Here is a 12,218-nt window from a genome sequence, read left to right as displayed (position 1 = left end):
GTTCGTGCCCCACGTCGCAGCGACGGCGCAGCAGCCGGAGGCAGGAGCATGATGGTGCCGTGCTGCTCCACGACGACGTGATCGCCGAGTACCTCGACTTCGCCGACTACGCGGCCGGCGACTCGCCCTGCTTCGAGGAGTGGGCGCGCGGCGTCGCGGACGACCCCGAGGTGCTGGCCTGGCTGGGCACGCTCCCGACGATCAAGCGCCAGCCCAACCTCGTCTTCGCGGCCGCCCGCTGGCACGGTGCTCCCGCGCCCGGGCCGTACGCCGGCCTGCGCCGGGTGCTGCTCGAGCAGGAGCCGGACGTGCGTGCCACCGTCATGGCCCGCGCCACCCAGACCAACGAGGTGGGCCGGCTCGCCACGCTCGTGCCCGTGCTGACGCTCGTGGAGGGCCCCCTCGCGCTCGTCGAGGTCGGTGCGAGCGCCGGCCTGTGCCTGTTCCCCGAGCGCTACGACTACGAGTGGCCGCCGCTGGGCGGGCTGCGGGGGAGCGGCGGGCCGGTGCTCACCGCGCGGGCCGGCGGAGCGCTGCCGGTGCCCGTCCGGCACCCGGCGGTGACCTGGCGCGCCGGGATCGACCTCAACCCCCTCGACGTGGCCGACCCCGACGCGACGGCGTGGCTGGAGAACCTGGTCTGGCCCGAGCAGGACGAGCGGCGCCGGCGCCTGCGGGCAGCGATCGACGTGGCCCGAGCCGACCCACCCCTGCTGGTGCGCGGCGATCTCCTCGACCGGCTGCCGGACCTGCTGGAGCAGGCGGCTCCCCACGGCACCCCGGTCGTCCTCCACTCCGCCGTCATCGCGTACCTCGACGAGCCCGGACGACGCCGCTTCCACGTGCTGATGGCGGACCTCGTCGCGGCCGGACGGTGCCGCTGGATCAGCAACGAGGGACCACGCGTGCTGCCGGACGTGACCGGTGGCCTCGCGGTCCCGCCCGGACGCTTCGTGACCGCGCTCGACGGCGTGCCGGTAGCCCTCAGCCACGGCCACGGCCACGCCCTCGACTGGCTCTGAGTCGACCCGTCGCAGGGCCGGGTGTCCTGTCGGTGGGGCCGTGCACACTGACGTAGGCTGACGGCCTTCCCCCATCTGGACACGAGGGCTGAGCAGTCAGCGCGACCCCCCAGAAACGACACCGTCAGCGACTCCTCGAAAGGTGCGGAAGTCTCCTCCATGTCGGCCGGCTCATCCTCACGCTCCTCGGACAGCTTCGTGCACCTGCACGTCCACACCGAGTACTCCATGCTCGACGGGGCGTCGCTGCTCGACGGCCTCTTCAGCCGCACCAGCGAGCTCGGCATGCCGGCGATCGCGATGACCGACCACGGCAACCTCCACGGTGCCTACGACTTCTACTCCAAGGCCCGCAAGCACGGCGTGAAGCCGATCATCGGCATCGAGGCCTACCTCACCCCGGGCACCCAGCGCGGTGAGCGTCGCCGGGTGCGGTGGGGCCAGGGGGACCTGGCCGAGGAGGGCGGCAACGACGTCGCCGGCGGCGGGGCCTACACCCACATGACGATGTGGGCCGAGAGCACCGAGGGCATGCACAACCTGTTCCGGCTCTCGTCGCGCTCCAGCCTCGAGGGCTACTACTTCAAGCCCCGGATGGACAAGGAGATCCTCGCCGAGCACAGCAAGGGCCTCATCGTCAGCACCGGCTGCCCCAGCGGCGCGATCCAGACGCGGCTGCGCCTGGGCCAGTACGACGAGGCAGTCCGCGAGGCCGCCGAGCTCCAGGACATCTTCGGCCGCGACAACGTGTTCCTCGAGCTGATGGACCACGGCATCGACATCGAGAAGCGCGTGCGCGACGACCTGCTGCGGCTCGGCAAGCAGATGGGCCTGCCGCCCATCGCCACCAACGACTCCCACTACAACAACCCCGAGGACGCCGCCGCCCACGACGCCCTCATCTGCGTCGCGTCCGGCAAGCGGCTCTCCGACACCAACCGGCTCAAGTTCGACGGCGGCGGCTACTACATCAAGTCGGCCGCCGAGATGCGCGAGCTGTGGGGCGACCGCTTCGGGATGCCCGAGGCGTGCGACAACACCCTAGCGATCGCCGAGCGCTGCGAGGTGGAGTTCACCGAGTCCACCGGCGGCTACATGGCGCGCGCCGACGTGCCGGCCGGCGAGAGCGAGGAGTCGTGGTTCCGCAAGGAGGTGTGGCGCGGCATCGAGGCCCGCTACCCCGGTGAGCTGACGACCCAGGAGGTCCGCGAGCGGGTCGAGATGGAGCTCGCGATCATCTCCCAGAAGGGTTACTGCGGCTACTACCTCGTGGTCGCCGACTTCATCAACTGGGCCAAGGACAACGGCATCCGCGTCGGACCCGGGCGTGGCTCGGGCGCGGGGTCGATCGCGGCCTATGCACTGCGGATCACCGACCTGTGCCCGCTCGAGCACGGACTGTTCTTCGAGCGGTTCCTCAACCCCGAGCGCCCCTCGATGCCCGACTTCGACATCGACTTCGACGACGCCCGTCGCGGCGAGGTCATCCACTACGTCAGCGAGAAGTACGGCGCCGACCGGGTCGCCCAGATCGCGACGTTCGGGCGGCTCAAGGCCAAGGCCGCCATCAAGGACGCCGCCCGCGTCCTCGACCACGGCTTCGCGATCGGCGACCGCATCACCAAGGCCTACCCGGCCGACGTGATGGGCAAGGGAGTCGCGCTCAAGGACATCTTCAACGCCGACCACAAGCGCTACAACGACGGCGGCGAGTTCCGCGCGCTGCACGGCCAGGACCCCGACGTCCGCACCATCTACGAGACCGCCGTCGGTCTCGAGGGCCAGATCCGCAACTGGGGTGTGCACGCCGCCGGCGTGATCATGTCGAGCGAGCCGCTCATCGACATCGTGCCGATCATGGCCAGGCCGCAGGACGGTGCGGTCATCACCCAGTTCGACTACCCGATGTGCGAGTCGCTCGGCCTGGTCAAGATGGACTTCCTCGGCCTGTCCAACCTCCGCATCCTCGACGACGCGATCAGCAACATCGAGGTCAACCGGGGCGAGACGGTCGTCCTGGAGGAGCTCGGCTTCGAGGACCGGGCGACCTACGAGCTGATGGGCCGCGGTGACACCCTCGGCGTCTTCCAGCTCGACGGCTCGGGCATGCGCTCGCTGCTCCGCTCGCTGCAGCCCGACGCCTTCGCCGACATCACGGCCGTCAGCGCCCTCTACCGCCCCGGCCCGATGGGCGCCGACTCCCACAACAAGTACGCCCGCCGCAAGAACGGTCGCGAGGCGATCGAGCCGATCCACCCGGCGCTCGCCGAGGCGCTCGAGCCGGTGCTGGGGGAGACCTACGGCCTCATCGTCTACCAGGAGCAGGTGATGGCGATCGCGCAGGTGCTCGCCGGCTTCACCCTGGGGGCCGCCGACAACCTGCGCCGCGCGATGGGCAAGAAGAAGAAGGAGGAGCTCGACAAGCAGTACGCCGGGTTCCAGGCCGGCATGCTCGAGCGCGGCTTCCCGCAGGTCGCGATCGACAAGCTGTGGGAGATCCTGCTCCCCTTCTCCGACTACGCCTTCAACAAGTCGCACTCCGCCGCCTACGGCGTCATCACCTACTGGACCGCCTACCTCAAGGCCAACTACCCCACGGAGTACATGGCCGCGCTCCTCACCTCGGTGAAGGACGACAAGGACAAGATGGCGATCTACCTCAACGAGTGTCGCCGGATGAAGATCCAGGTGCTGCCGCCCGACGTCAACGAGTCCCACGCCAACTTCACCCCGGTCGGCACCGACATCCGCTTCGGCCTCACCGCGGTGCGCAACGTCGGCAGCAACGTCGTCGACGGCATCGCCGCCGCCCGCGAGGAGAAGGGCCGCTACGCCGACTTCAACGACTTCATGGAGAAGGTCCCCGCGCTGGTGTGCAACAAGCGCGTGGTCGAGTCGCTGATCAAGTCCGGGGCCTTCGACGACATGTCGCACAAGCGGCGCGCGCTGGTGGCGGTGCACGAGACCGCGGTCGACCAGTTCGTCGACCTCAAGAAGAACGAGGCCATCGGCCAGGACTCCCTCTTCGGCGGCCTGAGCGAGGACGACGCCGGCTTCGGGGTGAGCGTGACCATCCCCGACATCGACGACTGGGACAAGATGACCCTGCTCGGCCACGAGCGCGAGATGCTCGGGCTCTACGTCTCCGACCACCCGCTCCTCGGCCTCGAGCACGTCCTGTCCCAGGGGACCGACTGCACCATCGGCCAGCTGATGCTCGACGAGGACCGCCCCCACGGCGCCACCCTCACGGTCAGCGGGCTCATCACCTCGGTCGCGCGCAAGATCACCAAGCGCGGTGACCCGTGGGCCACCATCACGCTCGAGGACCTCGACGGCGCGATCGACGTGCTCCTGTTCCCGAGCGCCTACACCCTCGCGTCCACGCTGCTGGTCGAGGACCAGATCGTGCGGATCAAGGGCCAGCTCTCGCGCGACAAGGACCAGCCCGAGCTGCGCGCCCAGGAGGTCAGCGCCCCCGACCTCACGCAGGGCCCCGCCGGTCCGGTCGTGATCAGCCTCCCGTCGACCCGCTGCACCCCGCCGGTCGTCGCCCAGCTCCGCGACGTCCTCGGCACGCACCCCGGGATGACCGAGGTCCAGCTGCGCCTGCTGACCCGCAGCTCCACCAAGGTGCTGCGCCTCGACGACAACCTCCGCGTCAGCCCCAGCCCCGCGCTCTTCGCCGACCTCAAGCAGCTGCTCGGACCGGGGTGCCTGACCGGATGAGCGACCAGGTGGTCGTCGAGCAGGAGAGACGCGGAGCGGCAGGAGCGCTCGGTCGTCTGGGCGTCCTCGTCGCGGTGTTCGTCGCCGCGGGCGCGGGCGCGGGCGTGGTCTGGGAACGGCTCTGGGACGCGCCCGGAGGCCTGACCTACCAGGGCCAGTGGTACCTCGAGCCCGCCGGCCCCGACGTGTCCTTCGAGGGCGTCGCGCTCTTCGTCCTCATCGCCTTCCCGCTGGGACTCGTGCTGGCCGCCCTGGCCGGGCTGCGGCGCGGCCACGAGGTCGTGACCCTCGTCGGCGTGCTCGCCGGTGCGTCGCTCGCCTCCGTCGTGATGTACGCCGTCGGCAGCGCCCTGGGACCGGCCGATCCGCAGGCACTGGCGGCGGCCGCACCGGACTACACCCCGCTCTCGGGCAGCCTCGCACTCACTGCTCCGGACCTCGATCGGGAGCCGTGGCTCTCGACCGCGCTGGTCGCCTTCCCGGCGGGCGCGATGGCTGGTCTGGTCGGCACCTACCTCTTGGGAAGTCGGGGCCTGTGACGGCCCTCGCGCGGGTAGGCTGATCCGCGACCACACTGGTAGTCCCGAGCACCTCGGGACGCTGCGACGGGGGAGCGGGAGCAAGATGAGCACGTCACCGGGTGGACCGGAGTACCTCGAGGGATCGGGGCCGGCCACGACCGCCCCCGACAACGACAACGACAGCGACAACCGCAAGCGGCTGATCGCGCTCGGCGCCATCGTCGCCGGCGGCGCGGTCGTCGCCGGCGGCGCCTGGGCGGCCACCAGCTTCTTCGCCACCGGCGAGCAGCCCGCCGAGGCACTGCCCGCCTCGACCGTCGCCTACATGAGCGTCGACCTCGACCCGAGCGGCGGGCAGAAGATCGAGGCGATCCGGACGCTGCGCAAGTTCCCGGCCTTCACCGACGAGATCGACCTCGAGACCGACGACGACCTCCGCGAGCGCCTGTTCGAGGAGATCACCTCCTCCGGCGAGTGCGAGGGCCTCGACTACGCCGCGGACGTCGCGCCGTGGCTGGGTTCGCGGGCGGCGGTGGCAGCCGTCGACCTCGGTGAGGACCAGCCCGCGCCGGTCGCAGTGGTCCAGGTGACCGACTCGGGCGCGGCCGAGCAAGGGGTCCAGACCCTGGTCGACACCTGCGGCAGCGGGGCCGAGGGCAGCGACGAGGGCAGCGAGAGCGGCGACGTGGGCGGCTGGGCCGTCGAGGGCGACTGGCTGGTGCTGGCCGAGACGGACGAGATCGCCGACCAGGTGGTCGAGGCCGGTGGCTCCGGCACCCTCGCCGACGACGCGGCGTACGGGAAGTGGACCGGCGAGGCCGGGGACGACGGCTTCATGACCTTCTACGTAGCCAAGAGTGCTGCGCAGTACCTCGGCGACATCGCCGGGCTGGGCGCACCGCTGACCGGGATGTCGCCAGGCTTCACGGGCGGGTCGGACGACGCGTTCGACCAGGACTGCCTCGACGCGGCCACCACGTCCGAGGAGTTCGAGGCCTGCTTGGCGGAGATGAGCGACCCGTCCTCCGACGCCGGGTCCGCCTCGGGCGAGGTGCCGCCGGAGGTCCAGCAGATGATCGACGACTTCGACGGCATGGCCGCCACCGTCCGTTTCGACGACGGGTCGGTCGAGGTCGAGTACGCCGTGTCCAACTACCAGCCCGACATGACGCAGTTCATCGACTCCGACGTGGGCGCCTCGATGGTCGCCGACCTGCCCGACGGCACCGTGGCCGCGCTGGGCTTCTCCCTCGAGGAGGGGTGGGCGGAGGCGTTCGTCGACTACATCGAGACCACGCTGCCCGACGGCGACTCGTCGATCGACGACGGGATCGCCGAGCTGGAGAGCGAGACCGGGCTCGAGTTCCCGGAGGACCTCGAGACGCTGATGGGCGAGGGCGTGACGATCTCCCTCGGCGAGGGCATCGACCCGGACGCGATCGCCAACGGCGGTCCCGGAGAAGTTCCTGCCGGCATCACCGTCAAGGGTGACGCCGAGGAGATCCAGGCCGTGCTCGACAAGATCAGCGACCAGGTGCCGTCCGAGATGGCCGACCTGATGAGGGTGACCGAGGGCGACGGCTACGCCGTCCTCGCGTTCCAGGACGACTACCGGGCCCAGCTGGAGTCGGGCGGAGACCTCGGGGGCACCGACGACTACGGCAGGGTCGTGGAGGACGGCGACGCCCAGTCGGTGTTCTACGTCAACTTCGACGCCGACGAGAACTGGCTGGTCCGGGTCACCGACGACATGCCCGAGGTCAGCGAGAACCTCGAGCCGCTCTCGGCCTTCGGGATCAGCAGCTGGGTCGACGGCGACGTGCTGCACGGCCAGCTGGAGCTGACGACCGACTGAGTCGCCGCGTCCTTCCTCAGCGACCGATGGTGGCGGTCACCGCACCGGTGACCGCCACCAGGTCGCACGGGGCGAGCTCGAGGTCGAGACCGCGGCGCCCACCCGAGACCAGGATCGTGCCGTGCTCGAGCGCGGAGGCGTCCAGCACGGTCGGGTGGGGGCGCTTCTGGCCGATGGGGGAGATCCCTCCCGCGACGTAGCCGGTGGCCCGCTCGGCGGCCGCGACCTCGGCCATCGCCGCCTTGCTCCCGCCGAGGGCGCGCGCCAGCGCCTTCAGGTCCAGCTGCCCGGAGACCGGGACGATGCCGACGACCAGCCGGCCGTCGAGCGTGGCGAGCAGCGTCTTGAAGACCCGCGCCGGATCGACGCCCAGCGCCTCGGCCGCCTCGAGCCCGTACGACGCTGCGCGGGGGTCGTGCTCGTAGGCGCGCACCTCGAAGGCGATGCCCGCGGCGCCCAGCGCCACCGTGGCCGGGGTGCCGCCGGGAGTCTTGCGTTTCGCCACGGCTGCTCACTCCTCGCGTTCGTGATGGTGGATTTCGAAGCGCTCGGCCGGCTTCGTTCCTCAGCCGCGTCGCTTGCTCGATCTGGCCGCGCCCACGCGCCGCGCTCGTGCCTCACGCGCCACTGCGCGTCTCAGTTCGGCGACCACGCGGTGCGCGCGACCTGGGTCGCGGGCAACGACGGGATGACGTTGATCGCGCGGAGCTCCTCGGTGAGCAGGCGCGTCACCAGCTGGAGCCGCTCGGTGGCGTCGGGCGCCTCGAGCAGCGACTGGCGCTCGGCCATCGGCAGCGGGGTGAGGGCCGACAGCGTCCAGGCGAGGTAGTCGGGGTCGCGCGGCAGCGTGCCGCTGAACGGGTCGCCCTGGAGCTCGGTCATCGCCGCCCGGAACGCCGTGAAGGTCGAGCGCGCGCGGTCGAGCACGTCGATGGGCACCTCGACCTCGGGCTCCGGCATCACCGCGACCATGCCCTGGGGGAACTCGTCGCCGCGCGACATCTCCTCCAGCTTCAGCCGTTCGCGCGCGACCGCGACGATGTCGAAGGTGCCGTCCTCCCGGCTGTCGACCTCGGTGAGCTGCAGCACGCACCCGACCCGGTAGACCGACTGGGCACCGTGGTCGCCGACCTCGTAGCCCTCACGGATCGCCACGGTGCCGAAGACCCGCGCTGCAGGGTCGTCCACCGTGAGCAGGTGCCGCACGAGCATCCGGTAGCGGTCCTCGAAGACGTGGAGCGGCAGGCTCATCCCCGGGAACACCACGGTGTTCAGCGGGAACATCGGCAGCGGGTCGCTCACGTTGCGAGACTAGCCGGGCGTGTCCACCCGGCACCCGCGACTTCGGTCCGACCCGCCGGGGAACCTAGACTCAGGGCCATGTCCCTCATCCGCCGCATCGACCTGCGGGACGCCGACCGGGCGTCCGTCGACTATCGCGCGAGCGTGCCTCGCGCCGAGTTCGACGTCGAGGCCGCGACGCATCAGGTGCAGCCGATCATCGACGCCGTCCGGGCCCGGGGTGTCGAGGCGATCACCGAGTTCTCCGCCCGGTTCGACGGCGTCGAGACCAAGGACATCACCGTGCCGCGCGAGGCCGTCAGGGCCGCGCTCGACGAGCTCGACCCGGGCGTCCGCGCCGCGCTGGAGGAGTCGATCCGACGGCTGCGGATGACGTCGGAGGCCGAGCTCGAGCACGACGTGACCAGCGAGGTCGCGCCCGGCGCGACCGTGACCCACCGCAAGGTGGCCATCGACCGCGTCGGCCTCTACGTCCCCGGCGGGCTCGCACCGCTGGTGAGCAGCGTCGTGATGAACGTCGTGCCCGCCCAGGTCGCCGGGGTGCGCTCGATCGCCCTTGCCAGCCCGCCGCAGGAGTCCAACGGCGGTCTGCCGGAGCCCGCGATCCTGGCCGCGTGCGCGCTGCTCGGGATCGACGAGGTGTACGCCGTCGGGGGCGCGCAGGCGATCGCGATGTTCGCCTACGGTGCCGGTCCCTGTGAGCCGGTCAACCTGGTGACGGGTCCCGGCAACATCTACGTCGCGGCGGCCAAGCGGCTGCTGCGCGGCGTGGTGGGTATCGACTCCGAGGCAGGGCCCACCGAGATCGCGATCCTGGCCGACGACAGCGCCGACCCGGCGTACGTCGCGGCCGACATGGTCAGCCAGGCAGAGCACGACCCGATGGCCGCCTCCGTGCTGGTCACCGACTCGCTCGCCCTCGCGGACGCGGTCGAGGCCGAGCTCGACAAGCAGGTCCACGCGACCCGTCACACCGAGCGGATCCTCACTGCGCTCAGCGGTCGCCAGTCCGCCATCGTGCTGGTCGGTGACATGGACCAGGGCGTCGCCGTCGTCGACGCCTACGCCGCCGAGCACCTCGAGATCCAGACCCGCGACTCCGCCCGGCACGCCGCGCGCGTGCGCAACGCGGGCGCGATCTTCGTCGGCCCGTGGTCCCCGGTGTCCCTGGGCGACTACTGCGCCGGCTCCAACCACGTGCTGCCCACCGCCGGCTGCGCCTGCCACTCCAGCGGGCTGTCGGTGCGCGCCTTCACCAAGTCGGTCCACGTCATCGACTACTCGCGTGAGGCGCTCGCCGAGGTCGCCGACCACGTGGTGGCGCTGTCGGGGGCCGAGGACCTGCCCGGCCACGGCCAGGCGGTCAGCGTCCGGTTCGACGCCGAGCCCACGCAGCCGTGACCGGCCGGTTCCCACCCCTGCGCGAGGAGCTGCAGGGGATCGAGCCCTACGGCGCGCCCCAGCTCACGCTGGAGCAGGCGCCGGTGCAGCTCAACGTCAACGAGAACCCCTACGGGCCCTCGCCGGAGGCCGCGGCCGACATCGCACGTGCGGTCGGTGAGGCGGCGGTGACGCTGAACCGCTACCCCGACCGTGAGTTCGTCGAGCTCCGCGAGGCGCTGGCGGCGTACCTCAACACGTCGGGCGGCTCGGGCATCACGCCCGGCATGGTGTGGGCGGCCAACGGGTCCAACGAGGTGATGCTGCAGCTGTTGCAGGCCTTCGGCGGTCCGGGACGCGTCGCGCTGTCCTTCGCGCCGACGTACTCGATGTATCCCGAGTACGCCCGCGACACCATGACCGAGTGGGTGGCCGGCCACCGCGCCGAGGACTTCTCCCTCCACCTCGACGTCGCGCGGGAGCTGGTCCTCGAACGCAAGCCGTCGGTGGTGCTGCTGCCGAGCCCGAACAACCCCACCGGCACGGCCCTCCCGCCCGAGGCGGTGTCCATGCTCTGCGAGGCCGCTGCGACCTACGAGCCCGGAGGACTGGTGGTCGTCGACGAGGCCTACGGCGAGTTCCGCCGCGCCGGTACGCCGAGCGCGCTGGAGCTGCTGCCCGAGCACCGCAACCTCGTGGTGACGCGCACGATGAGCAAGGCATTCGCGCTGGCGGGCGCCCGGCTGGGCTACCTCGCGGCGGACCCCGCCATCGGTGACGCGATCCGGGTGGTGCGGCTGCCCTACCACCTCTCGGCCGTCACCCAGGCGACCGCGCTCGCCGCGCTGCGCCACGCCCCGGAGCTGCTCGGCCGGGTCGACGACCTGCGCGCCGAGCGCGACGCGACGGTGACCTGGTTGCGCGAGCAGGGCTTCGAGGTCGCCGACTCCGACGCCAACTTCGTGCTGTTCGGCCGCTTCGGCGACCGGCACGCGGTCTGGCAGGGGCTGGTCGACCGCGGGGTGCTGATCCGCGAGACCGGTCCCGAGGGCTGGCTGCGCGTCTCGGTCGGCACGCCCGACGAGATGGCAGCATTCAGGAAGGCACTGATGGACGTGACCATCGACGCGAACGAGGAGCAAGCATGAGCCGCACCGCCAGGATCGAGCGCACCACCAAGGAGTCGAAGGTGCTCGTCGAGGTCGACCTCGACGGCACCGGCCGCTCCGAGGTGTCCACCGGCGTCGGGTTCTACGACCACATGCTCGACGCCTTCTCGCGCCACTCGCTGACCGACCTCGTCGTGCGCACCGAGGGCGACACCCACATCGACGCCCACCACACCGTCGAGGACACCGCGATCGTGCTCGGCCAGGCGCTGCGCGAGGCGCTGGGCGACAAGTCCGGCATCCGCCGCTTCGGCGACGCGACCGTGCCGCTCGACGAGGCGCTCGTCCAGGCCGTCGTCGACGTCTCCGGGCGCCCCTACTGCGTGCACACCGGCGAGCCCGAGGGCCAGGTCTACGTCGCGATCGGCGGCACCGGTGCGGCGTACCAGGGCTCCCTGACCCGCCACGTCTTCGAGACCATCTCCTTCCACGCCCACCTCGCGCTGCACGTGCGTGTGCTCGCCGGCCGCGACCCCCACCACCTCGTGGAGGCGCAGTTCAAGGCGTTCGCCCGGGCGTTCCGCGACGCGGTCGCGATCGACCCGCGGGAGACGGGCGTGCCGTCGACCAAGGGCAGCCTGTGACCCCTGACGTCGTCGTCCTCGACTACGGCTCGGGCAACCTCCGCTCGGTCGTGCGGGCCGTCGAGCGCGCCGGTGCCGAGGTGACTCTCACCGGTGACTTCGAGACCGCACTCGCGGCCGACGGCCTCGTGGTCCCCGGCGTGGGGGCGTACGCCGCCTGCATGGAGGGCCTGCGTGCCATCAAGGGCGACCGCATCATCGGGCGCCGGCTCGCCGGTGGCCGGCCGGTGCTCGGCATCTGCGTCGGCATGCAGGTGCTCTTCGCCGGTGGGGTGGAGCACGGCGTCGAGACCGACGGATGCGACGAGTGGCCCGGCCTGGTCACCCGCCTCGAGGCCGACGTGGTGCCGCACATGGGTTGGAACACCGTCGAGGTGCCGTCCGGGTCGCGGCTCTTCAGCGGCATCGAGGACGAGCGGTTCTACTTCGTGCACTCCTACGCCGCGCGGTCGTGGGACCTGGTCACCAACGACCGGACCCGCGCGCCGCTGGTGACGTGGGCCGAGCACGGGGGGGACCGGTTCGTGGCGGCGGTGGAGAACGGGCCGCTCGCGGCGACGCAGTTCCACCCCGAGAAGTCCGGCGACGCGGGCGCGGAGCTTCTCAAGAACTGGGTCGCGTCGCTGCGCGCCTGAGATCTGGTGCCGTCCTCCGGT

At 71.4% G+C, this 12,218-nt stretch carries 10 protein-coding genes; 8 read left to right on the top strand and 2 right to left on the bottom strand.

Annotation, left to right across the window (positions count from 1 at the left end; genetic code table 11):
* Positions 1-59: 59 nt before the first annotated feature.
* The 4 genes from K4G59_RS03505 (at position 60) to K4G59_RS03490 (ending at position 7,127) form a co-directional block, all read left to right on the top strand.
* Positions 60-1,022 (top strand): DUF2332 domain-containing protein, encoded by a 963-nt coding sequence (locus tag K4G59_RS03505; protein ID WP_231249325.1) that lies wholly within the window; start codon positions 60-62, stop codon positions 1,020-1,022.
* A gap of 159 nt (positions 1,023-1,181) precedes the next feature.
* Positions 1,182-4,751 (top strand): DNA polymerase III subunit alpha, encoded by a 3,570-nt coding sequence (gene dnaE / locus K4G59_RS03500; RefSeq protein WP_231249324.1) that lies wholly within the window; start codon positions 1,182-1,184, stop codon positions 4,749-4,751.
* A complete protein-coding gene (locus tag K4G59_RS03495; RefSeq protein ID WP_231249323.1) occupies positions 4,748-5,290 on the top strand; it encodes a hypothetical protein in 543 nt (180 codons plus the stop codon). The genes dnaE and K4G59_RS03495 overlap by 4 nt, the downstream gene beginning before the upstream one ends.
* Before the next feature lie 85 nt (positions 5,291-5,375).
* Positions 5,376-7,127, top strand: coding sequence for a DUF3352 domain-containing protein (locus K4G59_RS03490; RefSeq protein WP_231249322.1), 1,752 nt, complete (start codon positions 5,376-5,378; stop codon positions 7,125-7,127).
* 16 nt (positions 7,128-7,143) lie between these two features.
* Here K4G59_RS03490 and ybaK read toward each other — a convergent pair whose 3' ends face one another.
* Both ybaK and K4G59_RS03480 read right to left on the bottom strand, forming a co-directional pair.
* Positions 7,144-7,632, bottom strand: a complete 489-nt coding sequence (ybaK, locus tag K4G59_RS03485; protein WP_231249321.1) for a Cys-tRNA(Pro) deacylase — start codon at positions 7,630-7,632, stop codon at positions 7,144-7,146.
* A 131-nt stretch (positions 7,633-7,763) separates the two neighbouring features.
* Complete coding sequence (locus K4G59_RS03480; protein WP_231249320.1) at positions 7,764-8,429, bottom strand: LON peptidase substrate-binding domain-containing protein; 666 nt, start codon at positions 8,427-8,429, stop codon at positions 7,764-7,766.
* Positions 8,430-8,507: 78 nt separating this feature from the next.
* Here K4G59_RS03480 and hisD point away from each other — a divergent pair, with 78 nt between their 5' ends.
* From hisD to hisH, 4 genes are read left to right on the top strand one after another with little or no spacing between them, the layout of a single operon-like run.
* Positions 8,508-9,830, top strand: coding sequence for a histidinol dehydrogenase (gene hisD, locus K4G59_RS03475; protein ID WP_231249319.1), 1,323 nt, complete (start codon positions 8,508-8,510; stop codon positions 9,828-9,830).
* The gene (locus K4G59_RS03470; protein WP_231249318.1) at positions 9,827-10,957 is read left to right on the top strand and encodes a histidinol-phosphate transaminase; all 1,131 of its coding nucleotides are present in this window, start codon (positions 9,827-9,829) and stop codon (positions 10,955-10,957) included. The genes hisD and K4G59_RS03470 overlap by 4 nt, the downstream gene beginning before the upstream one ends.
* The gene (hisB, locus tag K4G59_RS03465; protein ID WP_207081809.1) at positions 10,954-11,562 is read left to right on the top strand and encodes an imidazoleglycerol-phosphate dehydratase HisB; all 609 of its coding nucleotides are present in this window, start codon (positions 10,954-10,956) and stop codon (positions 11,560-11,562) included. The genes K4G59_RS03470 and hisB overlap by 4 nt, the downstream gene beginning before the upstream one ends.
* The gene (hisH, locus tag K4G59_RS03460) at positions 11,559-12,197 is read left to right on the top strand and encodes an imidazole glycerol phosphate synthase subunit HisH (RefSeq protein ID WP_231249317.1); all 639 of its coding nucleotides are present in this window, start codon (positions 11,559-11,561) and stop codon (positions 12,195-12,197) included. The genes hisB and hisH overlap by 4 nt, the downstream gene beginning before the upstream one ends.
* Positions 12,198-12,218: the final 21 nt, after the last annotated feature.

Source organism: Nocardioides furvisabuli (assembly GCF_021083185.1).
Classification (GTDB): domain Bacteria; phylum Actinomycetota; class Actinomycetes; order Propionibacteriales; family Nocardioidaceae; genus Nocardioides; species Nocardioides furvisabuli.
Note: the sequence above shows the minus strand (reverse complement) of the source record. Positions and strands in the feature narration are given on the sequence as shown.

Excerpts from the sequence above, each read along its gene's own strand:
- dnaE (WP_231249324.1), top strand. The coding sequence starts at position 1,182 with ATGTCGGCCGGCTCATCCTCACGCTCCTCGGACAGCTTCGTGCACCTG.
- K4G59_RS03495 (WP_231249323.1), top strand. The coding sequence starts at position 4,748 with ATGAGCGACCAGGTGGTCGTCGAGCAGGAGAGACGCGGAGCGGCAGGA.
- K4G59_RS03490 (WP_231249322.1), top strand. The coding sequence starts at position 5,376 with ATGAGCACGTCACCGGGTGGACCGGAGTACCTCGAGGGATCGGGGCCG.
- hisD (WP_231249319.1), top strand. The coding sequence starts at position 8,508 with ATGTCCCTCATCCGCCGCATCGACCTGCGGGACGCCGACCGGGCGTCC.
- hisB (WP_207081809.1), top strand. The coding sequence starts at position 10,954 with ATGAGCCGCACCGCCAGGATCGAGCGCACCACCAAGGAGTCGAAGGTG.